Here is a 25,948-nt window from a genome sequence, read left to right on the forward strand (position 1 = left end):
TTCAAGACAAAGGGCGGCTCAGGCCGCCCTTGTCATTTCTGGTTGCGCAACAGGACGATCAGGGCGCCTTCGCCGCCGTCGGCCGGCTTGGCCTGGCAATAAGCGAGCACCTCGATACGTTGCGCCAGCCAGCCACGCACCAGCTGGCGCAGGATGGAAAGCTTTTGCGGCGAGCCATGACCCTTGCCGTGGATGACCCGGACGCAGCGTTTTCCCGCGTGAAGGCTGGCGGCAAGGAAGGCCGCCAATTGATGGCGTGCTTCTTCGCGATTCAAGCCATGTAAATCGAGTTCGCCCTGGAGGACCCAGCGCCCGCGACGCAGGTCGCGCAGGACGGTATTGGCTAGGCCGTGGCGCAAGTAATGCGGTTCGTCGCCGCCTTCAAGGCGGTCCTGCAGGCCGATGTGGCCGTGCAGACTTTCATGCAGCGCGGCACGCTCGTCGGCGATGTGCTGCAGCGGCTTGGGAGGCGGTGGGCGGTTGCCGTGCACCACCAGATTGCGCTCGGGCAGCGGTTCGACGCCGGCGATGGCCTGCAGGAAGGCCAGTTGGTCGGGGTCGGTCGGCCTGGGCGGAACGTTTCCCTCGCGATGCGCGTGCCAGTGGGCGGGCAGGGGGTCTGCCAGCGTCGGCTTGGCGGGCGTTCGCGTGTCCGGTTCGTAGCTTCTGGGGCGCGGTAGCGGCGGTTTCTTCGGGCGAGTGATTTCTGCGCGATCGACCGGCGGTAGCGGTTTGGCATCCGCTACCGCCGCATGGAAGGCGGCGAGGTCTTCCGGGTCGATCAAGGGCGATCAGGCGTGGCCGAGGTTGTCCAGGTAACGCTCGGCGTCCAGCGCGGCCATACAACCGGAACCGGCCGAGGTGCAGGCCTGTTTGTAGATCTGGTCCTGCACGTCGCCGGCAGCGAACACCCCGGGAATGCTGGTCTGCGTGGCGTTGCCATTACGGCCGGCCTGGGTGACCAGGTAGCCGTTGTCCATCTCCAGTTGGCCGGCGAAGATGTCGGTGTTCGGCTTGTGGCCGATGGCGATGAAAACGCCGTGCACATCCACCTTGGTCAGCGCGCCGGTTTGCACGTTCTTGACGTTCAGGCCGGTAACACCGGAGTCGTCACCCAGCACTTCGTCCAGCGTACTGTTCCACAGGATGGTGACCTTGCCTTCCTCGGCCTTCTTGAACAGCTTGTCCTGCATGATCTTCTCGGCCTTGAATTTTTCGCGGCGGTGAATCACCGTCACATGGCTGGCAATATTGGCGAGGTAAAGTGCCTCTTCGACGGCAGTATTGCCGCCGCCAACCACCGCGACCGGCTTGTTGCGGTAGAAGAAGCCGTCGCAGGTGGCACAGGCGGAAACGCCCTTGCCCATGAACTTTTCTTCGGAGGGCAGGCCCAAATACATGGCCGAGGCGCCAGTGGCGATGATCAGGGCATCGCAGGTGTAGGTGCCGGCATCGCCGATCAACTTGAACGGCTTCTCGGTCAGTTGGGTGGTGTGGATGTGGTCGAAGATGATTTCTGTCTCGAAACGACGGGCATGGGCTTCGAAGTTCGCCATCAGTTCCGGACCCTGGATTCCGTCGGCCGCAGCCGGCCAGTTGTCGACTTCGGTCGTCGTCATCAGCTGGCCGCCCTGGGCGAGGCCGGTGATCAGGACCGGCTTCAGGTTGGCGCGGGCGGCATAGACGGCGGCAGTGTAGCCGGCCGGGCCGGAGCCGAGGATGATGAGCGGGGTATGGCGGACATTCTGGGTCATGATCGTTCTCTGCTAGCTCTGGGTAATGGATCGGAAAATTATAGCCGGGTCTGAGCCAACGATTTTTTATAAGTTCCATAGCTTTTTCGAAAGCAGTTTATAATCGAATCGTAACACTATGAACGGAAACTGATTTATGTCAGCGACTCCCGGTGGTCTTAGTCTATTGGTATTACGCAGCCTGCCGCTGTTTTCGGGGCTGGACGAGGTCGAACTGGAAAAGCTGTCCAAGGTTTCCGGACGGCGTCGGGTCGAGCGCGGGGCATTCGTCGTGCGCGCGGGAGAAAGCACGGATTCGCTGTATATCCTGTTGACCGGTCGGGCCAAGGTGACCAACCACGACGAGGAAGGGCGCGAGATCATCCTGGCTTGGCTTGGGCCAGGCGAGTCGTTCGGCGAAATGGGCCTGATCGACGGCAGCCCGCGTTCCGCCAACGTAGTGGCGGCAGAGGCCTGCGAATTGCTGGTGTTGTCAAAGGATTCCTTCCAGCGCTGCATGCAGGATAATTTCCAGGTCGCCTTGAAGCTGATGCAGGTGCTGGTCCAGCGTCTGCGCGAGGCCGACCGCAAGATCGAGAGCCTGGCGCTACTCGATGTCTATGGCCGCGTGGCGCGGTTGCTGCTCGATCTCTCGGAAGAGGAAAACGGGCGGCGTGTGATCAAGAAGAAGATTTCCAAGCAGGATATGGCAAGAATGATTGGCGCATCGCGCGAAATGGTCAGCAAGGTAATGCGTGACCTCGAATTGAGCGGCTATATCGCCGTCGAAGGCGACCGTACGGTCATCCTGGGGAGCTGACGTGGCGCGTATGGCTCAGCGCAACGCAGCGCCCAGCGCGTTGCCGGACAAGATCGGTGTTTTGTTGCAGGAATCGCGCTGGCTGGCCGTCGGTGCGGTCACGCTTTTCCTGATCCTGGCCCTGTGGGGGTTTCATGGCGAAGATCCGGGCTGGTCGCATTCCGTCGCTTCGCAGACCCTGCACAATCCGGCCGGCCGCGCCGGGGCGTGGATCGCCGATCTGCTGCTCTACGTTTTCGGCTTGTCCGCCTGGTGGTGGATCGTGCTGCTCGGCATGTCGGTGTGGTGGGGCTTTCGCAAATACAACAGCGATGCCGATCCGGTCGAGCGCTCGCTGATTCTGTCGCTGATCGGTTTCGTCATCCTGCTGCTGGCCAGCTGCTCGCTGGAAGCACTGCGTTTCTATTCGCTGAAGGCGCAATTGCCGCTGGCCCCCGGCGGCATGCTCGGCATCGAACTGGGCAAGCTGCTGGCGACGCAATTGGGCTATACCGGCTCGACCTTGCTGCTGCTCGCCCTGATTGCCGCCAGCTGGAGCGTCTTTTCCGGCATGTCCTGGCTGTGGGCCTTCGAGAAGCTCGGTTACGGGCTGGAATCCTTCGTTGGCTTCTTCTATGGCCGGGTCGATGCCTGGCGCGATCGCCAGATCGGCAAGGAAGTCGCGCAACAACGCGAGGTGGTGGTCGAGGAAGAGAAACGCCGTGTCGAGCTGCATGAGCCTATCGTCATCGAAACGCCGGCGCCGCCGGCCGTGCCTGTGTCGAAGAAGGCCGAGGCCCGCGTCGAGCGCGAAAAGCAGCAGATGCTCTTCCCGGAAGCCATCGTCGGCGGCAAGCTGCCGCCGTTGCACCTGCTCGATCCGGCGCCGCCGGTGACCGAGACGGTCAGTGCCGAAACGCTGGAATACACGTCGCGCCTGATCGAACGCAAGCTCTCCGACTTCGGCGTGCAGGTGAAGGTGCTGGCCGCTCTGCCGGGGCCGGTCATCACCCGTTACGAAATCGAGCCGGCAGTCGGCGTCAAGGGCGCGCAGATCGTCAATCTGGCGCGTGACCTGGCGCGGGCGCTGGCCATGGTGTCGATCCGCGTCGTCGAGACCGTGCCGGGCAAGTCATGCATGGCGCTTGAGCTGCCCAATCCCAAGCGGCAGACCGTCAAGCTGTGCGAGATCATTTCGAGCAAGCCCTACAACGACATGGGCAGCCCGCTGACCGTCTGTCTGGGCAAGGATATCGGCGGTCAGCCGGTGGTGGCCGACCTGGCCAAGATGCCGCACCTGCTGGTGGCCGGTACGACCGGTTCCGGCAAGTCGGTCGGGGTCAACGCGATGATCCTGTCCATGCTCTACAAGTCCGAGCCGGACCATGTGCGCTTGATCATGGTCGATCCGAAAATGCTCGAACTGTCTATCTACGAAGGCATCCCGCACCTGCTGGCGCCCGTGGTCACCGACATGAAGCAGGCCGCCAATGCGCTGCACTGGTGCGTGACCGAGATGGAAAAACGCTACAAGCTGATGTCGGCCATGGGCGTGCGAAACATCGCTGGCCTCAACACCAAGATCAAGGATGCCGAGAAGCGCGGCGAGCATATCCCGAACCCGCTCAGCCTGACGCCGGAAGCGCCTGAGCCGTTGCAGTTCATGCCTTACATCGTGGTCGTCATCGACGAACTGGCCGACCTGATGATGGTCGTCGGCAAGAAGGTCGAGGAACAGATCGCCCGTCTGGCGCAGAAGGCACGCGCTTCGGGTATCCACCTGATCCTCGCCACGCAGCGGCCCTCGGTCGATGTCATCACCGGCCTGATCAAGGCCAACATCCCGACCCGCATTGCCTTCCAGGTTTCCAGCAAGATCGACTCGCGCACCATCCTCGACCAGATGGGCGCCGAAGCGCTGCTCGGCATGGGCGACATGCTCTACCTGGCGCCGGGTACCGGTTACCCGACCCGCGTCCATGGCGCCTTCGTTTCCGATGACGAGGTACATCGCGTCGTCGAGCATCTGAAATCGACGGGCGCCCCGGAATACGTCGAGGACATCCTGAACGGCGCCGGTGGCGACGACGAGGGCGGCGGCGAAGTTGGCGAGGGCGGTGGCAATGCCGAGAGCGATCCGCTCTACGACCAGGCCGTCGATATCGTGCTGAAGAACCAGCGCGCCTCGATTTCGCTGGTTCAGCGCCACTTGCGCATCGGCTATAACCGCTCGGCTCGCCTGATCGAGGCCATGGAGCAGGCCGGCCTCGTCTCGGCCATGGATGGGCGTGGCGGGCGCGAAGTGCTGATGAAAAAACCGGCCGAGTGATTGCGGCCCTTGTCCCATTTCGTTACACCCTGAAACACCGCGCCACTCGTTGGCGCGGTAAGCTTGCCGCATGAAAATTGCCCAAAAATGGCTGTGCACCGCAGCACTGGCCTTTCCGCTCCTCGCCCATGCCGGCGCCATCGATCAACTGCACCAGTTTTTGCAGAGCACGCGCACGCTGAAGGCCGAATTCAGCCAGACGGTGATCGCCAAGAGCGGCCGCAAGCCGCAGCAATCGTCGGGCTTGGTCGCCATCTCGCGTCCCGGCAAGTTGCGCTGGGAAATCCAGAAGCCCTATCCGCAACTGGTCGTCGGTGATGGCGAGAAGGTGTGGATTCACGACCCCGAGTTGCAGCAGGTGACGGTGCGCAAGGCCGGTCAGGCCATCGGCTCCTCGCCGGCGGCACTGCTGTCCGGCAGCAACGAGCTGGACAAGAACTTCACCTTGAAGGAAGCCGGCAGCGGCGACGGCCTGGATTGGGTCGAGGCGACGCCGAAAGCCAGCGATAGCGGCTTCGAGCGGGTGCGCATGGGCTTCGCCGGTGGTGACCTGAAGGCGATGGAATTGCTCGACAGCTTCGGCCAGACGACGGTGGTGCGTTTCGCCAAGCTCGAACGCAATCCGGCCTTGCCGGCCAGTGTCTTCCGCTTTACGCCGCCGGCCGGTACTGACGTCGTCGGCGAATAATCAGGTCAGCTTGCGGGTCATGTAGATGGCCGGCGCCGGGTAGCTGGTCAGTGCGGCCCGTTGCCTGGGTTGGTCGATTTCCTGCGCGACGAAGCCGAGGCTTTTCCAGTAGTCACCTGAATCCTGTACCGAAACCAGTGCTGCATGATGCAAAGCCCGCTTGCGGGCGAGCGCAAAGGCGTGTTCCACCAATCGTTGCCCCAGGCCGAGTCCTTTGCCGCTTGGCGCAACGGCCAGATCGTGCAGATAGAGGCAATCCGCCGAGTCGCTCACTTGGAATGCCTCGCCCAGGCGGGTCAGTTTGCCGAGTTGCGAGGGGTAGGTGACCAGATAGGCGACGATGCCCAGTGGTGTGTCGGCTACCCAAGCGAAGTCGGCTGCCTGTTGCAGGCGATGCAGGATGGTCTGCGCCGACTCGTTCATCGCCGGGGCGTAGCACAGTGCCTGCACGGCCAGCACGCCGGCGATATCGGTCGCCTGCATCGGGCGGATATGAATTTCCTGGCGTGTCGAGGTCATTGCTGCGGTGCACTGCCCGAAAAGGCGAATTTTCAGGCCGCTTATTCCAGGTGCTCGATCATCAACTGCGGGCTTTCGACGCCCATGTATTCGTTGATCGACAGCCGGTAGGCCGCACGGGTGCGTGGGCCGGGCTGGGTGGCGAAATTGAACTGGATGGCTTCGATGCGGCTGTTGCCCTTGCGCAGACGCAGCTTGAGATGTTTTTCCTTGAGGATGCGCTGCTGCTCGACATCGAATTCATCGACGAAGAGCGGCGCCGGGAAGCCCTGGCCCCAGATTTCGTTTTCCAGCAGGCGCGCGGTTTCCAGCGAAATGTAGCCACCTTCGAGGGCACCGTCGGTTTCCAGCGTGCGGGTCAGGTCGGCCGGGTCGAGTAATTCGTTGGCGACTTCGGCGAAGAGCGTCTGGAAACGTGCGAAATCGCCGTCACGCAAGGTGGCACCGGCCGCCATGGCGTGGCCGCCGAAACGGACGAGCAGGCCGGGGGCGCGCTTGGCGACCAGGTCGAGCGCATCGCGCAGGTGCAGGCCAGGAATGGAACGGCCGGACCCCTTGATGATGCCGCCTTCGCTCGGCGCGAAGGCGAAGACCGGACGATGCAGTTTTTCCTTGATGCGCGAGGCGAGGATGCCGATGACGCCTTCGTGCCAGCTGTCGTCGAACAGGGCGATGCCGGCGGCGCTGTCGTCGAAATCGGTGTTATCCAGCAGGTGCAGGGCTTGCGCCTGCATGTCGGCTTCGATTTCGCGGCGCTCGCGGTTGAAATTGTCGAGTTGCTGGGCGATTTGCAGGGCGCGCGCCGGATCGTCGGTGATCAGGCATTCGACGCCCAGTCGCATGTCGGCCAGGCGGCCAGCGGCGTTGAGACGCGGGCCGAGCAGGAAGCCGAGGTCGAAGGCCGTGGCGCGGCGCGGATCTCGGCCGGCGGCCTTGAACAGCGCGGCGAGGCCGGCTTGCAGGCGGCCGGCGCGCATGCGCTTCAGGCCCTGGCTGACCAGGATGCGGTTGTTGCGGTCGAGCTTGACCACGTCGGCTACGGTGCCGAGGGCGACCAAGTCGAGCAGGTCGGCGAAATTGGGTTCGGGGCGTTCGCTGAAGTAGCCACGCTCGCGCAACTCGGCGCGCAGGGCGAGCATGACGTAGAACATGACGCCGACGCCGGCGATGTTCTTGGACGGAAAGTCGCAGCCCGGCTGGTTCGGATTGACGATGCAATCGGCCGCCGGCAGCGATTCGCCCGGCAGGTGGTGGTCGGTGATCAGCGTGGCGATGCCGTGTTGCTGGGCGCGGGCGACGCCTTCGAGGCTGGCGATGCCGTTGTCGACGGTGATGATCAGGTCAGGCGACTGTTGTGCGGCGAGATCGACGATTTCCGGCGACAGTCCGTAGCCCAGCTTGAAGCGGTCGGGCAGCAGGAAATCGACGTCGGCGCCGAGCGCCTTCAGGGCGCGCATGCCGACCGCCGTGGCGGTGGCGCCGTCGCAGTCGTAGTCGCCGATGATCAGCAGCTTGGCTTCGGCTTCGATGGCGTCGGCCAGCATTTGTGCCGCATCGAGCGCATTGGTCAGCGAAGCGGGCGGCAGCAGGGACTTCAACTCGTAGTCGAGTTCGGTCTTGTCGGTGATGCCGCGCGCGGCGTAGAGGCGGGCGAGCAGCGGGTGCAGGCCTTGCTGTTCCAGTTGCCAGACGGCGCGGGCCGGGACGTTGCGGGTAACGATGCGGGTCAAGCGGGTTTTCCTTCGGCGAATTGCTGGGCCAGTTCGCTGGCGATAGCGGCCAGCGGGCGTTCCTTGCGCCAGAATTTCCAGCGTTCGGCGCCGGTGAATTGCCATTCGAGGCAGCCGTAGATGGTGGGGGCGATCAGGGTCAGGTGCTTGATGCGGCGGCCCAGCGCAGAGCGCAAGGGGACGAACCACTGCCGGTCGAGTTCGGTGGCGGCCTGGCGCCAGGCCTCGCCGTCTTCGTAGAGTACCGGCGGCAACATCTGGTCGAGGACGACGAACTGACGGTCGGCGCGGGCCTGGTCGAGCAGGCCGGCGAGGCCGTCCGGACGAGGTCGGGCGGGCATGCCGGCGGCGCGGGCGAGGCCGATGGCGAGCGGATTGTCGCTCCAGACGGCGGCGTCGCCGGTCTGCGCGACGGACGGCAGGGTGCCGGCACCCCACAGCCACAGGCTATTGACCGCCGGATGGCCGGCCGCCTGGCGCTTGTCGTTGAGCGGGTGGTTGTGCAGGAACATCTGCACCTCGTTGAGCCAGCGGGTGAGCGGCGCGGCATTACCCGGGAGATCGGCGGCGATACGCTTGCCGGCGATGGCGGAAAGTGGCTCGACAGCATGGTCCACCGCAGCATTCAATTGCAGATACCAGCGGCGGGCGTCAGCGGCGTGGAAGCGGCCGACGTCGGTGAATTCGCCATTGAGTGCCTCGACCAAGGCTGTGGCTTCGTCCATGGCCAATTCGAAGGCGCCGGCATCGGCCAGTACGATGCGCTCGTGGTGGAAACGCAGGTGCACAGGGTCGGCGCACAGCCAATGGCCATCGCGGGCGAGTTCGCCGTCGGCTTCGCCGAGCAGACGCAGGGCGCCGAAGGGAGCGTCGCTCAGGCCGAAGCGGTTGGCGAGCACCTGTTCAAAAGGTTCGGATGCACGGCGTTGCAACTGGCCGCGGGCGAGCAGCCAGCTCAGGCCGGGCAGCGCCAGGTTCCCGAGGGTAAGTTGGTCGCCCGGTTCGGGCCAGATCAGTTCGGGAACAAGCAGGGTGAGGTGCACGGTTGCGGCTGTCACGGTCGGTTAACGGGAAAAGTGTACCATAGCGAATTTCGCTGTTCGGGCTATACACATGGCATTGCCTTACGAGTTGCTGATCGGCTTGCGCTACACGCGGGCCAAGCGTCGCAACCACTTCATTTCATTCATTTCCCTGATCTCGATGCTGGGTATCGGCCTGGGCGTTGCGGCGCTGATCGTCGTGCTCTCGGTCATGAACGGTTTCCAGAAGGAGTTGCGCACGCGCATTCTCGGCGTCGCTTCGCACATCCAGATCACCGGCATCAGCGGCGAACTCGATAACTGGCCGGCCATCGCCGCGCAGGCGATGAAGCATCCTGAGGTCAAGGCCAGCGCGCCCTTCGTGCAGTCGCAGGGCATGTTCAGTGTCGATGGCGGGGTCAAGGGCACCATCGTGCGCGGCATTCTGCCCGACCAGGAAGACAAGGTGGCGGATTTCCGCAAGACCATCCAGAGCGGCAGCCTGGACGACCTGCGGCCGGGTGAGTTCGGCGTCGTGCTGGGGTCCGATCTGGCACGTTCGCTGCGCGTTTTTACCGGCGACAAGGTGACGCTGATTGCACCGCAGGGAACGGTAACGCCGGCCGGCGTGGTGCCGCGGCTGAAATCGTTCAAGGTGGTCGGCATCTTCGAGGTCGGCATGTACGAATACGACTCGGGCCTGGCGCTGATCCATCTGCAGGACGCGCAGAAGCTCTACCAGATGGACGACCGGGTGACCGGCGTACGCCTGAAGGTGGATGATCTCTTCCAGGCGCCCCGCATCGCGCGCGAGTTGGCCGCCTACATCAACGCCGACGCCTACCTGCACGACTGGACGAAGAGCCACGCCAACTTCTTCCGCGCTGTCCAGATTGAGAAAAATATGATGTTTATCATTTTGTCTCTAATTGTGGCAGTGGCAGCATTTAACCTTGTGTCAACATTGGTCATGGCCGTGACGGACAAGCAGGCGGATATCGCCATTTTGCGTACCCTGGGGGCTCGACCGTTGTCGATCATGGCGGTGTTCGTCGTGCAGGGGGCGTTGGTCGGTTTCATCGGCCTTGGCCTTGGCGTGGCCGGCGGTGTGGCGCTGGCCTTGAACATCGATGTGGTGGTGCCTTTCATCGAACGGATGCTGGGCATTCACTTCCTGGCCAAGGACGTTTATTACATTTCCGACCTGCCGTCGGATCTGCAATGGGGAGATGTGTGGGGCGTGACCCTGATCGCTTTCGTCTTGTCGCTACTGGCGACGCTGTATCCGAGCTGGCGTGCCTCGCGCGTCAATCCGGCGGAGGCGTTGCGCTATGAGTGAAACCATCCTGCAGGCCCAGGGACTGGGCAAGGTGTTTCGTGGCGGTGGTCTGGAGGTGCCGGTACTCGAGGGCATCGACCTCACGGTTTTGGCTGGTGAGACGGTGGCCATTGTCGGTGCTTCGGGCTCGGGCAAGAGTACCTTGCTGCACCTGCTAGGTGGCCTGGATACGCCGACGGTGGGCGGTGTGACCTTGATGGGGCGCGATTTTTCGGCGTTGAACGAGGTGCACCGCGGCGATTGGCGCAACCAGCATCTCGGCTTCGTCTATCAGTTCCACCATTTGCTGCCCGAGTTTTCGGCGCTGGAAAACGTGGCCATGCCCTTACTGATCCGCCGTGAGGTGCGCGATGCGGCCTTCGAGAAGGCGGCGGCGATGCTGGCGGCCGTTGGCCTCGGCCACCGCCTCGAACACCGGCCGGGCGAACTTTCCGGAGGCGAGCGGCAGCGGGCGGCCATTGCCCGGGCGCTGGTCAGCGAACCGTCATGCCTGCTGGCCGATGAACCGACTGGCAATCTCGATAGTCATACCGCAGCCGTAGTCTTCGATTTGCTGATCGAGCGGGTGCGTCAGCAACAGGCCAGCCTGGTCATGGTGACGCATGACCGGAGTCTGGCGGCGCGAGCAGATCGGGTATTGGTCTTGAATGACGGGCGCATCTCAGAGTAGTATTTGAGAAAAATAACAACTTTTGCTGCCCTTGCAGGAGGGCTGGAGAAATGACTATGCAAGCACTGTTTGCACCAGCGATCGCATTGATGAATCGCCTTCGCTATACCAGCAAGTTTTTCGTTCTGGGTTTGGCCATTTCTATTGTTCTGACCGTTTTGCTGGTAACGGTTGTCACGAATTTGTATCGCGACATCAATACAGCGCAGCATGAACTGGATGGCGTCCAGGTGCTGAAGCCGCTGAACCGCATGGTTCAGGTCATGCAGCAGCATCGCGGTTTGTCCTCCGGGGTGTTGAACGGCAATGAGGCGATGAAGGAAAAGCGGGCGGCCAAGGAAAAGGAAGTAGCCGAAGCTGTCGCTGCTACCGATGCCGCCTTGCCGCAGAAGCTCCGTGAAGGCTCCGAGTGGCGGAGCATTCGCGACGATTGGTTGGCCATTCAGTCGCAAGGCCTGACCTGGCCGGCGCCGGATAACCTGAAGCGGCATTCCGGGATGATCGCCAAGGTCTTGGTACTGATGGTCGACATGGCGGATGAGACGGAACTGACGCTCGATCCGGCCATCGATACCTACTATTTCATGGATACCGTCGTTTCCAAGATGCCGGCCATGCTGGAGCCCTTGGGCATCCTGCGCGCCCGTGGCACCGGTGTGCTGACGCGCAAGGAGTTGTCGCCGCAGATGCGGGTCGACCTCAGTGCTCAACTCGGACAAATGACCAACACCTTGAATGCCCAGAATCACAATCTGGAAAAGGTGATGCGCTATGTCCCAACCTTGCAGGGAAGCCTGAGCGGTCCGACCAAGGAGTTTACGGCGGGCGTCGAAAAACTTTTCGCTCTGGTCCGTGAGGATGTTCTCGGCGAGAAATTCGCCACGCCGCCGCAGGAATACTTCGCGATGACCACGCAAGTGATCGACCTTGGTTACAAGGTCATGTTCGATACGCTGATTCCGCAGTTCGAGCAGCAGTTGCAAGCGCGTAAGGCGGAAGCTCAGCGCCATCTGACGTTCCAACTGATCCTTGCCTTCGTGGTCATGCTGGTGGTTGGTTATCTGAGCATCGGTACCTACTATTCGGTCATCAACAGCATTCGCGTCTTTTCTGAAGGCGCCAAGCGTTTGGCAGATGGAGATCTGACAGTTGAATTCGTGACCGAGGGCAAGGACGAATTGCACGCTGCCGGCATGGATTTCAATGCGATGGCGGCAGCCTTCCGTCAGTTGCTCGGGCGGGTTCAGGCCGATGTGTTGTCCTTGCGCGGAGCTGCCGAACAGCTGGCCGCATCCAGCCATCAGATATCGGTCAGCACGGGAGCGCAAAGCGATTCCGCTTCGAGTATGGCAGCGGCAGTGGAAGAGATGACCGTCGGTGTCGATCATATCGCGCGCAATGCGCAGGATGCGCAGAGCTCCTCGCGCGAATCCGACGAGGTGGCGGCCGAAGGCGGACGTATTGTCGATGGCGTGGTGGCTGAAATCGAAGGGATTGCCAGCACCGTGAACCATTCGGCGCAGACCGTGGAGGCGCTGGGCCAGAAGTCCGATGAGATTTCGACCATCGTCGGCACCATCAAGGATATTGCCGACCAGACCAATCTGCTGGCGCTCAATGCCGCCATCGAAGCGGCACGTGCCGGCGAGTCCGGACGCGGCTTCGCCGTGGTGGCGGACGAAGTACGCAAGCTGGCCGAGCGTACGACCAAGTCGACGCAGGAGATTGCCGACATGATCGGCAGCATCCAGTCCGGCACGACCGCTGCAGTCAGCAGCATGAAGCAGGGCGTGGAGCGCGTCGCACTCGGTGTCGACAAGGCCAAGCAGGCGGGTGAAACCATCCTCCAGGTGCAGGATCGTTCCCGGCATGTGGTTGATGCGGTGTCGGAAATTACTGTCGCGCTACGCGAGCAGGCAGCGGCCAGTACGGAGATCGCGCAGAACGTCGAGCGTATTGCTCAGATGGCCGAGGAGAACAATGCGGCGGCCCGCACCAATGCGGACACCTCGGACAAACTGCGCCAGCTGGCGGAAACCCTGAGCGGTGAGGTCGCCCGCTTCAAGACCTGATCCACGGATCGCTCTGCAAGCCGGCGTCAGCCGGCTTTTTCTTTTTGGGCGACGGCAACGTCCCATCCTCGAAGGCGCCGGTTTATGATCTGGGCATGCGCTTGCCCATTCTTGCCTTTGCCGCCGGGGTCATCGCCCTGCAAACCCAACCGGAATTGCTGGCCGCGTGGCCTTTCCTGTTGGCCGGTTCGGCATTGTTGGGTCTTGGCGGTTTATGGCGTGCTGCGGCGAGATTTCCGCTGATTCTCGTTGCCGGTTTGCTGATTGGTTTCGGTTGGGCGGCCTGGCGTGCCGAATTGCGCTTGGCCGATGAACTGCCGATAGCCATGGAAGGCAGCGATGTCGGGATCGTTGGCGTCATTGCGGGCTTGCCGCAGGGCTTCGCCAATGGCAGTCGCTTCGAATTCGACGTCGAGCGGGTGGCCACGGAAGGGGCTGCGGTGCCGGGCAGGATCATGCTTTCCTGGTACCGGGGGCGTAGCGAGGGCGAGGCGGAATTGCCACCGCTGCGGCCGGGCGAACGTTGGCAATTGACGGTGCGCCTGAAACGGCCGCATGGCAACGCCAATCCCGGCGGTTTCGATTACGAGGCCTGGCTGCTCGAACGCAATATCCGCGCGACCGGCTATGTGCGGCCCGGCCCGGGTCAGCGCCTGGACTCCATGGTCTGGCGCTTGGGCTACGCCGTCGAGCGCCTGCGCGACGCGGTACGCAGTCGCTTTTTCGCCGCCTTGCCGATCGAGCGCTATCCGCAGGTCGGCATCCTGGTGGCGCTGGCGGTGGGCGATCAGAAGGCGGTCAACGGTGGTGAATCAGAATCGAAACTTGAGCTGGCGGTTTTGAAATTTGCTTAGAAATGAGCGTATTTTTTCAGGGCCAAAAAACTAGGTGATAAATAAGATTTTGAGGCAGAAGGCCTTAGGTCTCAGAGGGGGGAGTTAAATAAACTTGAGGTCTTTAATTCTGTTTGTAATTGAAATTTGCGCTCCAATTAATAACTTTAATAAGATCCCTGGTTTCTTTGGGTTTTTTTGGCTGACCGGAAATTCTTCCGTGGCCGCCGACCCGTTTGCCGTTCAGAGAATTCCGTACTACGGAACTCTGCTATGGCAGCAGCAGTAAGCGGAAGCATTGATCTGTTGTGTAGTACTTGTTGAAGGATGCCCAACTGATTGAGCAGCTGGCTTACCGTAATACGGCATCCAATTGCCAGGTTTGCTACTCGTTTCCGGATTGCTGATGCAAAGACCGGGTCCATCAGTTTGCAATTGAGAGGCCGGGGTCCAGGCACTGTTGTTGTAACTACCTCTGGCACCGGTGCGCACTGAAGATAGACCTGCATTAAGATGTGCTTCGCCGAGACGTTTGAGGTTTCGTTCAGTCTCAACAGTGTAACCGGCCATGAGTTGGGTTTGTCTGGGACATTAAGTCCTGCACGTATTAGCTCTGCTTTCCCAAAATAACCAATAAATCCTTTGGCTATGGCAATAGATGAAAGTTGATTCCCTTGCCGTGGGAAACCTCGCTGCTGAGCTATTTGCCGATAGGATCGCTGCCAAACCACCGGTGGTTGCCTAAACGTTGAATCCAGTAGAGCAATAGAAAGACGTTCAAGACGGTCGTGTATGTGCTCATGAAACGCAGGTGTTACTGTTGAGCCATGCTGTTCATGTGGCAATCCGATTACGCTGATTCCGGCATTTTTGCGGACCGACATCTTCAGTCGCGTGCCATGTTTCCAGCAGCGAGATACAAACGGCAAGTTGTGTCGTCGATGCCAGTAATCCTCGCCATACACTCGTTGGTCATCTTCAATGCACGCTTCACAATATCGAGCAACTGCTCCGCCTATCGTGGCCGATTGAGATAGTGCCGACGATTTCCCATGCTGGGATCGGCAGTAGTTGCTCGTCATGCGAGCAGTCTGTTCGTAGCTGAGGAAAGATGTGACGTATAGAAACGGGGTATGCTTAAACAGCAATTCATCTGCCGGCTTCCCCAATGCAATCGCGATGGACTGAAGCTGATTCTGGAACAACAGGGGCCAATGACTTGTCGGAGTGAGCCCAAACAGATCATGCGTTCGCTTAATGGATAGTCCCAAATGGCGACCTGCCCGAACCAGAGTACTGCCGATTAGTTCGTCAGGATATGGTTCAGGACAGTAGTAGATTTTCGCCATGACGTTTCAGTAAAGCACCGTCTAGGTAATGCTGCCAATCTTTCGTGCAGATGAGACGTTTGCCTACTAGTTGCTACATTTTTTTGCGCGTAGATACAACTGCTTCTGTGTTTGCCCGGGTAAGGTCCGCTCCTCAAGCTCAAAGATATCTGTCATAGCCTTGACTAGATCGGAAAGTTTTTTGAAGCCATAAACACGGGAATCGAAGTCTGGTTGCAGTTTGGTCAGGTAGCTGCCAAATGTGCCCAAGTGGGCCCAGCCATTCTCATCTGAAGACTCCTCCAATGCAGCAAGGATGAACTGGCGAGGGAACGGAGTAGTTTCCGGGCTTGCGATTAGCACAACGGAGGATGCGTTTTGAGTCTGTTGCTGTTTGGTTGGGTTGACCTTGTCCGGCTCGGTAACACTGGGGCGTAAGACTTCAGTGAGGATGAATTTGTGGCATGCATTCCGGAATGCGTCGGGAGTTTTTTGTTCTCCGAAACCGAAAACCATTAGCCCTTCTTCTCTGATGCGTGTCGCCAGACCAGTGAAGTCGCTGTCACTTGTTACTAGGCAAAAACCATCGAAGCGGCGCGTGTAGAGCAGGTCCATAGCATCGATGATGAGGGTACTATCGGTTGCATTTTTTCCGGTGGTGTAAGCGAACTGCTGCACGGGTTTGATAGCGTATTTCTGTAATACCTTTTTCCAGGAAGAGCTATTCGGTGACGTGAAGTCGCCGTAAATTCGCTTTACTGATGCTTCGCCGAAGCGTGCGATCTCGGCCAAAATTCCCTCTATAACTGCGGCCTGTGCGTTATCCGCGTCGATGAGTACCGCAAGGCGTAGCGTCGGTTCTTCGGATTCGATTTTTGCTATCAGTTTGGGGGATACCATTTTGCAGTTCAGATTAGTAATTGACTGCTAAATCATAAAGCATATGCGTTTCGGGTCGTGTGAAGTGTGTTCTCCAAATACTCCCAGCGTCCGTCCCGTAACATGCTCTGGTAGGTATAGACAACAATGGGACGATTGAGTCCCCGAAAATCTAAGTTGCTCCAAGGAGTTCCTGTTTTCAGCTTTAATAAAATTAGGTCGATGATGGAGCGGAGGTCGTGTTTAGTCGAGTTCATCTTAATCATGCGCGGGGCCAGTTGCTCCCACTCTTCATCCGAGAGTGACGACATGTTGCATAGCTTCGTTAGATTGGGCTTACTGCGACTCGCGACTACCCATCCAGTAGTAGCACTTTCATGCAGTGCGAATTCGGCAGCGTGACCTTTTGCGAATTCAAATGGAGCTTCGTTAGCCCAGATTTTTGTGATGGTCATCTCAGTGACCAGATGGGTGTTTTTCCAAGCAATTGAATGTAAGACGGTTGTCATACTTGCTTTTGGCAGGTTGATGTTCAATTTTCCTGTCAGCGCCGAGTGATAAACGCTATCCCACATTTCTCGGGCACTTGGAAAACAATGCATCCAGGACAATCCGGCGTGCAATCCATCAGTTAACGTTCGAGTGTTTCCGACAACTCGGTGCACCGGAATATAGAAACCTACGCTAGGGCTGGAAGCGTCAAACAGAGGAATGGAAATTTGCTCTAGGCCATGCGGTCGAAAAAGGTAAGGAAAGATATGCTTGATTGGACGTAGCATCGCAGCTATTACGACGCTTGCCGGTATCAGGTACTCAGTTTCTTCGTGTTCCATCTTGAACACACTATGTCTATCACGTGGTTTTGAAGCGGCGATTCCTAGGAATCGCCAGAACGGCTCTGCTGAAACAGCAGACCAAGTCTGGCAGTCTGTGGTTAATCGTTTCCGCGAGGTTTTTCGATTCGTGAACTTTGACGAAAGCGTGGCAAGTGATTCTTGATTCTCGAATCCGTTTTCATTGATTGTGTCGAGTACGAAGCCATGTGGTGTTTGTGCAATTCCTTCAATCCAGGCCATGGGTAGATGAGTTCAGCGATACGGGTTAACGTATAGCGCAATTGCTAGATAGCTAAGCAGCTAATACATGCACTGTGTCAGCAAAGCGCTTGCTCACAGTTGGCAAGCAAAGGATTTCACTGATTGCCTTGAGTCCGGCTTGTCTTGCATTTGGGCAATTCGGAAAGAATCAAGTTGGTGCGTTTTTTCGGGAAAAGGGAATGCTTACAGCGATATTGAACGGCAAGCGTCGTGGAACCGGCCTCGCAGGCAAGCAACTCAGTGTCAGCGGTTTGGACGGAGCAGAGGACGTATTGACTGCTACTGTGTTCGAAAGGTTGTCTTACTTGCCTGAGCCAATATTGAATGAGTTTCTCGAGGAGTTGCTTCAGACAAAAGACGATCAAATTGGTGCGGTTCAAGAAATCAAGTTCTGGCCTAGCGATTACTCACTCAATGGAGGGAAAATCGAGCCAGACGTAGTCATATATGGTTCTGAGCGTACAGTTCTGGTCGAAGCAAAACGCACCGATTGCAAAATACAACAGAATCCAGCACAACTTGCGCGTGAACTTCAGGCCGTCATCGAAAAAGATGAAGTGCAATTTCCCATTCTCCTGACGATAGGAGGCCTTAAGGATTATTCCTTGGAGGAAACTGCAAAGTTGAAAGAGGATGTCGAATCGGTACTGGATGACGAAAAATTTGAGTTCGATCTAGTTTGCAAGAGCTGGCAAGAGATTTTCCTAACACTCGAATCAGCGATATTGAAGGCTGGGTCAGAGAGCATGCCGGGGCTTCAGCGTATGCTTAATGACGTTGCTGCTACCTATGAATGGCACGGAATTCGTTCCCAAGGGCATAGATGGCTATCTGAACTAAGTCCGGTTGGGATCAACACCATCACTTACCCAGTTGTTGTTCCGATATCAACAAATCCAATTCTCAAAACACCAACAGTTCGATTGAATCTATCGCTCGCTGATCTACCGAGCCCAGGTATATCAAGTAGTTTTTTCCCAACAAAAGCTTGGAGTTTTCTCGAATGACCAGTTCTATTTCAAATGCCTTGATTGATGTTCGAAAAGCATATCGATTGTTGGCAGACTACCAACAGCGGGTCGTTGAGCTACTCAGCGTGGTGAGGGAAGAATTAGGTGCAAGACACTATCACCACCACTGTCGAAATCAGACTCCACGAGACCTTGCTCGTTTAGAGCGCAGTAATGACGGCGGAAAGCGTCTTCTTCCGTTCAACGATATTTCGGTTTTATGGCTTCGAGACGGCGGACAGGAGGATCCTTTTCATCATCATCAAAAGGGCGATCTACTAATTGATGTTTGGGTACGTAGTGATACCGGAAATGGTGAGTCTGGAGAACAGAAGTTGGCTCCTGAGCAAAGTGACAGCGAATTGAGAATCTATTTCTTTCTTTGCATCGAGCCCAGCAAAGAGTCATGTAATTGGTACTACAAAATTTGGAGTTGCACGGACTATCCTGAATTCGGAAAAGTTTCAACCTGCGATGGCAATCCAGGATATCGTGCATATGGTGAGGTACTGAAGTTGTCCGATCTGTCAGATGCAGCTTCAGTTCGTCACGCTATAGCCGGATTGCGTGAGCGAGCTTCAGTTATGTTTGAGCAATTAGTTTGATTGGCAATCAATTCAGACTAGAGTTGGAGTCTCTCGCCAAATAATTTCCATCAAGATGGGATAATTTTGCTCAATTCAATCGCAATCGCGCTCATCTTACTAGATGTGTCAATATTCCTTGAGGCCACCAGCTTTTCTAGTTGCCTGCAAGCCTCAAGGTTGATTGCACAGAAAGACTCCCACGACATGTGGTTGATGTATTTCTCGGCATACTGAACATTGATTCGACAGATATCTGGCCGGTCAGAATAAATCAGACAGAGCTTTTGTTTCTCATCGTAATGTCGACAGCAACCATCACCGCGGTCGAGATGGGCCGTTTCAATGGCAAGGTGCACATTGCGGCAACAGGCACCACAGCGATAACAAGGGAATTCGGTCACAACACGAAAGTTTGATCGTCATCCTTCATGAATTGGTCAAATTCAGCGAAGGTCTTGAAAGGGAGAGCGGTGCCAAACGCATTGTTAACGCGTTCCAAGCTCGCAGTAAATTTGTCTGCCTCCCAGTCAAACATCGACATTTCCAATTCATCAAATGCAGATGTCAGTATCTTTCGGCGCTCGCTAAAATGGTTCTCCATTAGCGCCTCCAACTCTAGGCGATGAGCGCGCATTAGCGGGATAGCGGTCATGCAGAGAGCTTCAACCCGTTCTCGCCGCTCTCTTGCGGCCTGAACCACTGCCGCTTCACCGAGGCTTATCAAGCCAGACTGGTGAAGCATATTGCCTACAAAGTAACCTACGGTCGACCCTACGAATGCTCCAACTACAGGGATTGGAATGACCGCTTGTCCCAGGGCACCGTAATAAAAGGTGCTCGCGCCAGTAATCGCGGTATGACTTACCTCTGACAACAGTTCATCGTCGTCGATTTCGCCTCTGAGATAGCGTACAAGCGATTTCCCGCTTTGGACGATGCCGGCAGCCAAAGCGGTGTGAGCATTTGATTTAGTAAATGCGTTGGTCGCAACCTTAGCAAATTCGTCACCTGCTACCTTGGCTAACCCGGCTTGAGTCGCATGCGTTATACCTTTGCTCATTGCAGTGGTTACATAACTTGTTGCATAACCCTTCGCTGCATCGACAGCCACTTGTGCGACGATTTCGCCAGTTTCTGCCTCACCCTTGGCTAAGCGAATTAGCCCAGAAATACTGGAAACCCCTCCGGAGATTGCCGCACCGATTTTTCCTGCCTCACAACCGGATCGATGCATTTCCGTGGCAACACCTTGACGCTTAAATTTCGATGCTAGTTTGTCAGCATGTTCAGGATCGGTTGCTTTCAGCGCTTCAGAGTATTCAGTCCCTCCTGATGAAACGTTCTCAGCTTCTACACCTTTATGAAGACGCTGCTGGGCACTCTCGTAGTCTTTTGCCTTAAGTGTGCCGGTCGAGATTCGTGCTTTGTACAGTCTTTGGACATCGCCGTGCTGGTCGGATGGGCCAACAAGACCGACCTCTGCATATTTCTCATCAGAAAGCATGAAAGCAGTAGAGGCTGCATTGTTTCCAGACTTAAGCTGAAATTCCTTTATTGATTGTTTGCCTTTTCTAATTATTACGTCGGCAACTTCGTGGTTGGTCATTCCCAAACTATCCGTTGTAGCGGCTTGTAGCGAGCTTCCCTTTCTTAGGGAGTCCAAATTGAATTTGGTTACTTCAATCTGTTCGAATAGCCAACCTTGAGCCTGTTCAGCGGACATTCGTGATCTGCTATCGGCAATCTTGCGTAGCAGTTCTGCGTCATTGAAAAGTTCTAGGGTTTTTTCAGTAATGTGTTGAGTCTGCTTGTCGGCTACCAAGGAGGCCGCACGCAGTTCGAGGTGGTCGATACTTTTTTTATCCACGTGTTTTCTACCGGAGGAGGGGGCTCCTCCGGTATCCGTTTATTGAGCGTTTTCTATTTCAAGCAGTTTGTCATGTGCTTCCAACATCACATTTCTGGAGGCAGCCGTCAGAGAACCATTTTCGTTCAGCAATGGCGCCTCAAGGACGTTTTTCAATGTCTTAGCCATTGCTGCCGCCATCATGATTCCCTTGCGATTCTCCATCGAATAGCTACTGTAGTCTGTGCCGTGTCGGACAACTTTCTGCAAGCCCGAAAGAAGAGGGTCAAAGTGCTTGTCGAGCTCACGAAGCACGTCTTGGATTTCGGTGAAGCGTTTCTCAATCCCTTTGGTGACTGTTCTCGCAGTCTTCATTTCTTCTGCTGCTGCCCGAGCTTTTGCTCTGTTGCTGTAGGCATTTTGCCGTGCTTCCTCCGCTTTTGAGGCGAGCATCATGCCTCCAATAGCCAGCACCGGACCAGCAACAATTCCCCCTAGTACAGCTGCACCGCCAGCCATACCAAAACCGCCAGCACTCAAGGCTCCTCCGCCAAGCCATGCCAGAGTTGCGTTCGTTGCGGCAGCTCCACTTAGTCCAGCTATCGCCGTGCCGCCAGCCGTAGATGCCAAAGCACCGACTCCACCGTAGGCGGCCAAACCAGCTAGACCGCCTGCACCTAGTGCAGTAACCCCACCTCCAACAACCTGTTTCATGTCCAGCGCAGACTTCTCGATAGCGAGCATATCGTTCTGGCTAACCCCTGCCAGATGAAAGGCTTCTTTCAGTCGTTGGTCTTGGAAATCAATATTCTTGATTTTTGAGAAGGCTTCAACAAATGGGATCAACCGAAGCTCATAGATTTCAAATTTGAGCTTTCCAAGACCATCCATTGCTTTCTGGGCACTTTTGCGCGCTTTCTCGAGGCTATTGCTGGCTTTATCGTAAATCTGTTCAGCTTCTGAATTAAGTGACTCAGCCTCATCAAAACTGTTCTTAGCATCAATCCCTTTCTTGACGCCATAGCCACCAGCCAAAAGTGCCGCGCCGGCTAGTAATAGAGGTAGGGGCATCTCTTAGGCCTCCAAAAATTGCTCAGCCTCACGCGTGAGGGCAAATTGGCGACAGACCCAGCTTTCCATGTCGGCTAGCGTAGTATCAGAAATACCTAGCGAAGCCGCGACTTTGCTGATGAAATCCTTCTCACTGACATGGTACTCGGAGTCGGCATGGGCTATCCCGAGCAATTCAAGCAGAAAAGCTCCTTTCGAAGTGTTCGATTGGAACAAGCTTGGAAGTTCATTGAGTGACACGGAAAGCGGAGAAACGTTAGCAGCCATCTGAACACGTAGCGCGTTCAGTAGTAACGTCTCTTCCTGGGAGATATTCCCGTCTGCCTCAATTAGCTGAGTGGCCAGGCCGAGTAAAGCACCCTGCTGCTTGGCATTCAGTCGATCTAAGAACATATTTACTCCACGTTGTTGAACAGGTCAGAGCCTCAAAGCCGCTTATGGTGAATATGGCAGAAACTTTGTTGGCTTCCACTTTTAGAGTTTCGGATTCATAAAAAAAATTGTCAATATGACATTGGTGGTGTTTGTATATGTCAATTGAATGGAATGTCGACTGCTTTCCCCCTATCTGTGTCGCACACAGGTAGGGGTTTTCGAGTGCATTACTGGCATAACTTGCTTGAGGAAATGGCAAATTTTCCCTTCTTCAGTTTTTGTCTGAAGGAGGTTGTTATGGCTCATTGAACACTCAATGAGGAAGTTGCAAAGTCAAACCGACAGCAAAGCTTCGAGGTTGGGCAGCATTTGAAGGTGCTTCAGCCGCTCGTACGTCGAGTTTCCTGATACAGCTGGGTTGAGTGCATTGCGATAGTCACCGACTGGGTATTCTGGGAAAGCAGCATTAGCGCCACTCTCAAGTTTTTCGTCGCGCTTTCGTTCAGATGTCGCTCGGTGAAGCGCCTTCTTTACGCCATCAATGACATTTGTCGACTTGTCTTTCACCGACGCGGCCAATCTAGAAGCATCGCTTGTTTCAAAGCCAAGGTTCTTCAGAGTGTCGGTGACAGTTGGCAGATACTCAGGGCTAGAGGGGCGAACTACTGCGCCACGAATATACTGCCCAGAGTAGCTTGTGCGGATATCTGCCATCAGCTCATCAAGCCGCATCGGCCTGATGTCTTCGCAGCGATTCAATGCAGCAATGTCTTTGGTTCTGATTGCTTGAATCATTGGCTGAACGAGAGCCATATCTTTTTCTGCGACACGCTGAATGAGGTCTCCCGTTAGACGCTCGGATTCGTCGTAAATCGCACGTGTCTGACTGAGCGCAAACAACTTGATAGCGATGTCGATAATCCCTTGAGAATGAAAGTACATCAACTCGGCGAGGGCCGGCGTCAATTTTGTTTCATGTTTGACCCACTGGAATTTCCAGAGCACCTCTAGAAAATCCTCCCATTCGGAAGGTGTGTCTTCTCCTCCTCGAACTAACCTGTCCCAATACATCGAGAACATGCCGGACGAACGTCTTGCCTGACGAAAATCCAAAGAAAGAACACGTTCCGCTTTATTGGTGCCGACAAACAAAATCGGCACGCCGAGTTCATTCGATGCAGATACAAGCAACGTCATCAGAGCTTGTCGGTTCTTGGGTGCGTTTTCCAAGTTCTGAATTTCGTCAGCAATCAAAAGGCCGACGCCATGCGTATGAATGACGCGTGCGGCGTGATTCATCAATGCTTCTGCGCCTGACTTCGGATTGCTGTAGAGCTCCCCATATCGTGCGTCAGGCAATATCAAGTCCATCTTACGGAAGATGGATTCTGCAAACCCTTTGATGCTTGCGCCATCGTAGGGAGTTTCAATCTTCAGATACGGAACCTGATAATAGTTCAGTGATGGGTGATAAATGACAGGGGGAATACGAGCAAGGATGCGTTCAATCGTCGTCGATTTTCCCATCCCGGGCATCCCGATAAATGCACCCGATAACTGTGCAGTCAGTTTTCCCGGCGCGCTTTGGAACGTCTTACCGGATTTCTGCTGCTCATAGAGCTTCTGAAATACGGCATGACTGTCTCTACTACGAGGAATGCGTCCCACATAGCCCTGTCGCATCATCGTATCTAAGGCATGAGCCAACTGAAGATGACGGTCGAGCGGGAGCATGAAGCTACCCAGCTGAGAAATCATCTGAATGCGTTCTGAATTGCTCCAGTTCCGTTGTTCATGCGTGAACTCAGGGATGCAAAACAACTGACGAAGTATCGCCTCATCTTCAATAACCGGCGGCAATGCTTCAATCAAGGGATTGCCTTGATATTGTGGAATACGCTGCGGAGTGTAGATAGCTTCAACCGCAAATTGATTATTTTCCATTGAGCAAGTCATCAAAAAGTTGTTTGCGAGACTTCGGTTGCTGCGTTGAGCTAGCACCGTTGAGAGATGAGTTTTCGGCAGGAGAAGGAGGTGTCTCCGAGCCTGAAATAGTCGATTCTTGTCGTTCAATTCGTCTTGCATCACTTCGAGCTTCAACGGTGTCGACTCTTCGAGCCTTACGCGTTTTTCCCTTAGTTGCTTTCGCCGTTTCTTTTACAGCGTGCGCAACCAACGGTGCTGCCTCTTTTTTGAAATCTGCGTTAAGTTGCCGAATAATTTGTTTGCTCTTGTGACTGATTTCTTTCTCGGCATTGTTGATAGCATTAACTTCATCAAAACTCAGACCTCTGTAGTCTTTGCAACGGTCTTGTAAAGTCGCTGTGAAATAGCCTTCAGGGAGACTTTCGTCATGCACGTAGATAGTGTCGACGAGACGCTTGTCGTAAGAAATCTTCTTTTTGAAGCGACCCTGCCCAGCTTGAACAAACCAGCCGTAATTGAGCGCTTCTGGCGCACTATAAAGGCAGTATCCAAAGGCAATGCCTTCGCGAGTGACGCTGGCTTCTGCTCGAGTTAGGAGCGCGAAGCGAACCTGCGCTTCAGTGAAAATTGTCGGCCGGCCCGCGCGTTCGCGTATTTCCGTGTTCCAAATATTGATAGAACTTGGCTGTATGCCATCAAGAATGTGTTTCGTATGCATCGGATTGTTCAAAATGGGCGCTTTGTTCTGTTGTATGATTTTCAGAAGAATTAATCGGTTGAACTCTTTTAGCGTCATTGCTGCATCTTGCGAGCGATCATATTTCTGACGCTTGCCAAAATCCTCAGGAGGGACATAACCAGGCAATGACGAAAGCGAGCGCTGAATCTGCTTGAAACCACATTCAACATGCGGTTTCCAATCAGCGCGTCGGCTAGGTAAATTGCGAACGGTGATTTCCAAGCCATCTGCCAATTGAGTACTCGCATCGCCGAGCATTTCGCTTCCGCGATCGGCAATAAATTCCTGCGGAAAACATCGATGCGCAGGCCAGTCTTCTGGCGAATACGGGACATCGAATTTTTTGCAAAGTGCTTCTTTGTCTTCAGCGATAGATTTGATGGCAAGCATTGCTGCTGTCCAAGACGCATTTTCTAATCCACTGTAAAACCCGACCACTAAATGACTTTTCCGGTCGCGAACGGTGTAAAGCGTCGGTTTGCCGATAATTTTTGCCCGATTGGCTTCGTGTACTAAGACGACATCAACGATGGTTGCATCGATTTCGTAGTACTGGGCGACGGTGTATGTCTCAGTACGCAAACTACCAATAATTGGTCGATGATTAAGTTCAAATTCTGCATCGCCATGACGCGCGCGAATTTTTTGTTCTTTGCTGACAATTTGATTCAGATACCAACGAAACTGAGTTTCGCTTGGACATTCACCGGCGCTTTTCAGTTGTAAGTTACCTTCACCATCGATGAATGAGTAATGCTTCATCAGTAGACTCTCGTAAGCGCTAACAACAGTCTCGGTCTTATCGCGCAAGTAGATGCCATTGATGGCTTCTTTCATCCAGCAACGGTCAGTGTCTGTCAGCTGATAAATCGCGTATTGACCATAGATGGGGGGACGGCCCCGTCCATTTGTCTCACCGCGTTTCCCGCCAATTTTGTGAAAACCGGGAGTTAAGCACTGCTTACTTTGGCCGCCTCGCCAGTAGGTTCGCAAATATGTGTAGATTGTCTGCTCTGAACAGCCGAGTTCACGCGCGCGTAAGCGAACTAATGGACCGCGTGTTGCTGCGTCTAGAACTCCAGGGTTTTGAATAAGCGGTTCAATTGCTTTGTGGGCATGGTCGCGTCGTCGAATTGCGGCATCTGAGTACTTTCTCGGGGCAATTGCTGTACCTGTTTCAACCTCGACGAAGTGACCTTCTTGTACCGCTGCTTTGAACTCGGAAAAAAAGTAACTTCGCGGCAATGCTTTCGATAGCGTCAGATTGAATATCCAGATATGAGCGTCATCGAATTCGAGGACACGTACTTGCTGTTTACTTTCAACGTGTTCGAATATTTGATTGCGAAAGAGCAT

23 protein-coding genes are annotated in these 25,948 nt (G+C 55.8%); 9 read left to right on the forward strand and 14 right to left on the reverse strand.

Annotation, left to right across the window (positions count from 1 at the left end):
• Positions 1-32: 32 nt before the first annotated feature.
• Both WIF35_RS00325 and trxB read right to left on the reverse strand, forming a co-directional pair.
• Positions 33-785, reverse strand: a complete 753-nt coding sequence (locus WIF35_RS00325; RefSeq protein ID WP_412479571.1) for a Smr/MutS family protein — start codon at positions 783-785, stop codon at positions 33-35.
• A 6-nt stretch (positions 786-791) separates the two neighbouring features.
• On the reverse strand, positions 792-1,754 hold the full coding sequence (gene trxB / locus WIF35_RS00330; RefSeq protein WP_412479572.1) for a thioredoxin-disulfide reductase: 963 nt from the start codon (positions 1,752-1,754) through the stop codon (positions 792-794).
• A gap of 136 nt (positions 1,755-1,890) precedes the next feature.
• Here trxB and WIF35_RS00335 point away from each other — a divergent pair, with 136 nt between their 5' ends.
• From WIF35_RS00335 to lolA, 3 genes are all read left to right on the forward strand, one after another.
• Positions 1,891-2,553 carry a Crp/Fnr family transcriptional regulator gene (locus WIF35_RS00335; protein ID WP_412479573.1) on the forward strand — a complete coding sequence of 221 codons (663 nt, stop codon included), beginning with the start codon at positions 1,891-1,893 and terminating at the stop codon, positions 2,551-2,553.
• A 10-nt stretch (positions 2,554-2,563) separates the two neighbouring features.
• Positions 2,564-4,861, forward strand: a complete 2,298-nt coding sequence (locus tag WIF35_RS00340) for a DNA translocase FtsK (protein WP_412481271.1) — start codon at positions 2,564-2,566, stop codon at positions 4,859-4,861.
• Between the two features lie 70 nt (positions 4,862-4,931).
• On the forward strand, positions 4,932-5,549 hold the full coding sequence (gene lolA, locus WIF35_RS00345; RefSeq protein ID WP_412479574.1) for an outer membrane lipoprotein chaperone LolA: 618 nt from the start codon (positions 4,932-4,934) through the stop codon (positions 5,547-5,549).
• On the opposite strand, the gene WIF35_RS00350 is transcribed toward lolA, so the two are convergent.
• Genes WIF35_RS00350 through WIF35_RS00360 form a run of 3 tightly spaced genes read right to left on the reverse strand, consistent with a single transcriptional unit; the run spans position 5,550 to position 8,856 of the window.
• On the reverse strand, positions 5,550-6,068 hold the full coding sequence (locus WIF35_RS00350) for a GNAT family N-acetyltransferase (protein ID WP_412479575.1): 519 nt from the start codon (positions 6,066-6,068) through the stop codon (positions 5,550-5,552).
• A 41-nt stretch (positions 6,069-6,109) separates the two neighbouring features.
• Complete coding sequence (recJ, locus tag WIF35_RS00355; protein ID WP_412479576.1) at positions 6,110-7,798, reverse strand: single-stranded-DNA-specific exonuclease RecJ; 1,689 nt, start codon at positions 7,796-7,798, stop codon at positions 6,110-6,112.
• Positions 7,795-8,856: a hypothetical protein gene (locus WIF35_RS00360; protein ID WP_412479577.1), complete on the reverse strand. Its 1,062-nt coding sequence runs from the start codon at positions 8,854-8,856 to the stop codon at positions 7,795-7,797. Before WIF35_RS00360 ends, recJ begins: the two co-directional genes overlap by 4 nt.
• Positions 8,857-8,911: 55 nt before the next feature.
• Here WIF35_RS00360 and WIF35_RS00365 point away from each other — a divergent pair, with 55 nt between their 5' ends.
• The 4 genes from WIF35_RS00365 (at position 8,912) to WIF35_RS00380 (ending at position 13,755) form a co-directional block, all read left to right on the forward strand.
• Positions 8,912-10,159 carry a lipoprotein-releasing ABC transporter permease subunit gene (locus WIF35_RS00365; RefSeq protein ID WP_412479578.1) on the forward strand — a complete coding sequence of 416 codons (1,248 nt, stop codon included), beginning with the start codon at positions 8,912-8,914 and terminating at the stop codon, positions 10,157-10,159.
• Positions 10,152-10,829: a lipoprotein-releasing ABC transporter ATP-binding protein LolD gene (lolD, locus tag WIF35_RS00370; protein WP_412479579.1), complete on the forward strand. Its 678-nt coding sequence runs from the start codon at positions 10,152-10,154 to the stop codon at positions 10,827-10,829. The genes WIF35_RS00365 and lolD overlap by 8 nt, the downstream gene beginning before the upstream one ends.
• Positions 10,830-10,885: 56 nt before the next feature.
• Complete coding sequence (locus WIF35_RS00375) at positions 10,886-12,901, forward strand: methyl-accepting chemotaxis protein (RefSeq protein ID WP_412479580.1); 2,016 nt, start codon at positions 10,886-10,888, stop codon at positions 12,899-12,901.
• A gap of 95 nt (positions 12,902-12,996) precedes the next feature.
• Complete coding sequence (locus tag WIF35_RS00380) at positions 12,997-13,755, forward strand: ComEC/Rec2 family competence protein (RefSeq protein ID WP_412479581.1); 759 nt, start codon at positions 12,997-12,999, stop codon at positions 13,753-13,755.
• 146 nt (positions 13,756-13,901) lie between these two features.
• On the opposite strand, the gene WIF35_RS00385 is transcribed toward WIF35_RS00380, so the two are convergent.
• The 3 genes from WIF35_RS00385 to WIF35_RS00395 form a co-directional block, all read right to left on the reverse strand.
• Positions 13,902-15,083: a TniQ family protein gene (locus tag WIF35_RS00385; protein WP_412479582.1), complete on the reverse strand. Its 1,182-nt coding sequence runs from the start codon at positions 15,081-15,083 to the stop codon at positions 13,902-13,904.
• A gap of 66 nt (positions 15,084-15,149) precedes the next feature.
• Complete coding sequence (locus tag WIF35_RS00390) at positions 15,150-15,962, reverse strand: NYN domain-containing protein (RefSeq protein WP_412479583.1); 813 nt, start codon at positions 15,960-15,962, stop codon at positions 15,150-15,152.
• A 32-nt stretch (positions 15,963-15,994) separates the two neighbouring features.
• A complete protein-coding gene (locus WIF35_RS00395; RefSeq protein ID WP_412479584.1) occupies positions 15,995-17,017 on the reverse strand; it encodes a transposase in 1,023 nt (340 codons plus the stop codon).
• An 89-nt stretch (positions 17,018-17,106) separates the two neighbouring features.
• Between WIF35_RS00395 and WIF35_RS00400 the strand changes: the two genes are divergently transcribed.
• Both WIF35_RS00400 and WIF35_RS00405 read left to right on the forward strand, forming a co-directional pair.
• A complete protein-coding gene (locus tag WIF35_RS00400; RefSeq protein ID WP_412479585.1) occupies positions 17,107-18,045 on the forward strand; it encodes a hypothetical protein in 939 nt (312 codons plus the stop codon).
• Positions 18,042-18,653, forward strand: coding sequence for a hypothetical protein (locus WIF35_RS00405; protein ID WP_412479586.1), 612 nt, complete (start codon positions 18,042-18,044; stop codon positions 18,651-18,653). The genes WIF35_RS00400 and WIF35_RS00405 overlap by 4 nt, the downstream gene beginning before the upstream one ends.
• A 50-nt stretch (positions 18,654-18,703) precedes the next feature.
• Here WIF35_RS00405 and WIF35_RS00410 read toward each other — a convergent pair whose 3' ends face one another.
• The 6 genes from WIF35_RS00410 to WIF35_RS00435 form a co-directional block, all read right to left on the reverse strand.
• Complete coding sequence (locus WIF35_RS00410) at positions 18,704-19,036, reverse strand: YkgJ family cysteine cluster protein (protein WP_412479587.1); 333 nt, start codon at positions 19,034-19,036, stop codon at positions 18,704-18,706.
• On the reverse strand, positions 19,033-20,502 hold the full coding sequence (locus WIF35_RS00415) for a hypothetical protein (protein ID WP_412479588.1): 1,470 nt from the start codon (positions 20,500-20,502) through the stop codon (positions 19,033-19,035). The genes WIF35_RS00410 and WIF35_RS00415 overlap by 4 nt, the downstream gene beginning before the upstream one ends.
• A gap of 39 nt (positions 20,503-20,541) precedes the next feature.
• Complete coding sequence (locus WIF35_RS00420) at positions 20,542-21,552, reverse strand: hypothetical protein (RefSeq protein WP_412479589.1); 1,011 nt, start codon at positions 21,550-21,552, stop codon at positions 20,542-20,544.
• A gap of 3 nt (positions 21,553-21,555) precedes the next feature.
• A complete protein-coding gene (locus tag WIF35_RS00425; RefSeq protein ID WP_412479590.1) occupies positions 21,556-21,945 on the reverse strand; it encodes a TerB family tellurite resistance protein in 390 nt (129 codons plus the stop codon).
• Between the two features lie 315 nt (positions 21,946-22,260).
• The gene (locus WIF35_RS00430) at positions 22,261-23,871 is read right to left on the reverse strand and encodes an AAA family ATPase (RefSeq protein WP_412479591.1); all 1,611 of its coding nucleotides are present in this window, start codon (positions 23,869-23,871) and stop codon (positions 22,261-22,263) included.
• Positions 23,861-25,948 (reverse strand): hypothetical protein, encoded by a 2,088-nt coding sequence (locus tag WIF35_RS00435; RefSeq protein ID WP_412479592.1) that lies wholly within the window; start codon positions 25,946-25,948, stop codon positions 23,861-23,863. Before WIF35_RS00435 ends, WIF35_RS00430 begins: the two co-directional genes overlap by 11 nt.

The organism is Azonexus sp. IMCC34839, from assembly GCF_047047955.1.
Lineage (GTDB): Bacteria > Pseudomonadota > Gammaproteobacteria > Burkholderiales > Rhodocyclaceae > Azonexus.

What these genes read in the sequence shown, in the direction of transcription:
- trxB (WP_412479572.1), bottom strand. Translation starts at nt 1,754, where the DNA reads ATGACCCAGAATGTCCGCCATACCCCGCTCATCATCCTCGGCTCCGGC.
- WIF35_RS00335 (WP_412479573.1), top strand. Translation starts at nt 1,891, where the DNA reads ATGTCAGCGACTCCCGGTGGTCTTAGTCTATTGGTATTACGCAGCCTG.
- WIF35_RS00340 (WP_412481271.1), top strand. Translation starts at nt 2,564, where the DNA reads ATGGCTCAGCGCAACGCAGCGCCCAGCGCGTTGCCGGACAAGATCGGT.
- lolA (WP_412479574.1), top strand. Translation starts at nt 4,932, where the DNA reads ATGAAAATTGCCCAAAAATGGCTGTGCACCGCAGCACTGGCCTTTCCG.
- WIF35_RS00350 (WP_412479575.1), bottom strand. Translation starts at nt 6,068, where the DNA reads ATGACCTCGACACGCCAGGAAATTCATATCCGCCCGATGCAGGCGACC.
- WIF35_RS00365 (WP_412479578.1), top strand. Translation starts at nt 8,912, where the DNA reads ATGGCATTGCCTTACGAGTTGCTGATCGGCTTGCGCTACACGCGGGCC.
- lolD (WP_412479579.1), top strand. Translation starts at nt 10,152, where the DNA reads ATGAGTGAAACCATCCTGCAGGCCCAGGGACTGGGCAAGGTGTTTCGT.
- WIF35_RS00375 (WP_412479580.1), top strand. Translation starts at nt 10,886, where the DNA reads ATGCAAGCACTGTTTGCACCAGCGATCGCATTGATGAATCGCCTTCGC.
- WIF35_RS00380 (WP_412479581.1), top strand. Translation starts at nt 12,997, where the DNA reads ATGCGCTTGCCCATTCTTGCCTTTGCCGCCGGGGTCATCGCCCTGCAA.
- WIF35_RS00385 (WP_412479582.1), bottom strand. Translation starts at nt 15,083, where the DNA reads ATGGCGAAAATCTACTACTGTCCTGAACCATATCCTGACGAACTAATC.
- WIF35_RS00390 (WP_412479583.1), bottom strand. Translation starts at nt 15,962, where the DNA reads ATGGTATCCCCCAAACTGATAGCAAAAATCGAATCCGAAGAACCGACG.
- WIF35_RS00395 (WP_412479584.1), bottom strand. Translation starts at nt 17,017, where the DNA reads ATGGCCTGGATTGAAGGAATTGCACAAACACCACATGGCTTCGTACTC.
- WIF35_RS00405 (WP_412479586.1), top strand. Translation starts at nt 18,042, where the DNA reads ATGACCAGTTCTATTTCAAATGCCTTGATTGATGTTCGAAAAGCATAT.
- WIF35_RS00420 (WP_412479589.1), bottom strand. Translation starts at nt 21,552, where the DNA reads ATGCCCCTACCTCTATTACTAGCCGGCGCGGCACTTTTGGCTGGTGGC.
- WIF35_RS00425 (WP_412479590.1), bottom strand. Translation starts at nt 21,945, where the DNA reads ATGTTCTTAGATCGACTGAATGCCAAGCAGCAGGGTGCTTTACTCGGC.
- WIF35_RS00430 (WP_412479591.1), bottom strand. Translation starts at nt 23,871, where the DNA reads ATGGAAAATAATCAATTTGCGGTTGAAGCTATCTACACTCCGCAGCGT.
- WIF35_RS00435 (WP_412479592.1), bottom strand. Translation starts at nt 25,948, where the DNA reads ATGCTCTTTCGCAATCAAATATTCGAACACGTTGAAAGTAAACAGCAA.